The sequence below is a fragment of the Vibrio sp. OPT46 genome, from assembly GCF_015163535.1.
GTDB classification, from domain to species: Bacteria; Pseudomonadota; Gammaproteobacteria; order Enterobacterales; family Vibrionaceae; genus Vibrio; species Vibrio alginolyticus.
The window spans coordinates 1-920 of the sequence record NZ_JADDYG010000417.1 but is presented as its reverse complement, the minus strand read 5'-3'; the positions used below and the strand labels follow the sequence as shown (position 1 = coordinate 920).

The window sequence follows — 920 nt, the reverse complement described above, 5'->3', positions numbered from 1 at the left end:
ATAAAATTTAGCTCGTCAGAATATTCTTTACGGATATTTAAATCGTGTTGTGTATGCAATTTAATGAAATAGCCCGTATTTCGTTTTGCTACTAATGAAAATTCTTCCTTAGAGATTTCATCAAGGGCAACTACATCTCCTTCCTTTATATGGCCAGTGCTAAGCTCAACTGTTGTATATTGGTTGTTGATATCAAACATTAGCCTTCCCCTTGGTCTAAATTGATGTTCGAGTGTGAACAAATGACCATCCTAAATGCGCCCTTTGTTTTGAGCTCTATTACGTGGGAAAAGACTTCTTTCGCCTCAAAAAACAACTCATCTTTAAAATATCCTTTTTGATACGTACCTCGGAGTGTACGAAACCCATCAAACTCCGGTACTCCCTTAATTCCTCGGTCCGTATTAGAGCGAGCTGAAACAACGACTATGCCGCCCTCTTGACTACAGAGCTTAGCTAGGTTTTTCCAGACCTGTTTTCTGGGTAAAGGGGGCAATACATTGGTGCAATATCCACAATATACAAATGAGTAATGCGCTTTAAGAATGTCTAGATCAGGACAAAATGTGTAATCGTACTCTGCACACATACCTGATAAATCGTATATAGCTTGAGTGTCCTTACTTTCTTGTTCACGCCCTTTCGCATAGTTCAAAGCTGGGGCTGACACTAAATGAGGGAACTGTGAGAGAAACTGTTTTAATGGGGCACTAACAGATTTACGTGCGATTGAAGTTTTTGAGGAGACCTCGAACTCCTTCTTGATCTCTTCAGGTGTTTGATAAAAGGATTCTGATTCAAATTGTTCTGAAACGGGTACTAACTTTAATGCTAAATTTTCCATACTGCCCCCAAGCAATGTATATCATTGATTAACTGTTAATAATTATATCTAACCTCACACATAAATACCATATTAA

At 38.3% G+C, this 920-nt stretch carries 2 protein-coding genes; both read right to left on the bottom strand.

From position 1 onward, the window contains the following. Window positions 1–200: hypothetical protein (locus tag IQR33_RS18830; protein ID WP_193843923.1), on the bottom strand; the 200-nt coding region annotated here is incomplete at its 3' end. Next, window positions 200–844: a hypothetical protein gene (locus IQR33_RS18825; RefSeq protein WP_025636769.1), complete on the bottom strand. Its 645-nt coding sequence runs from the start codon at window positions 842–844 to the stop codon at window positions 200–202. The genes IQR33_RS18825 and IQR33_RS18830, both read right to left, overlap by 1 nt. Window positions 845–920: the final 76 nt, after the last annotated feature.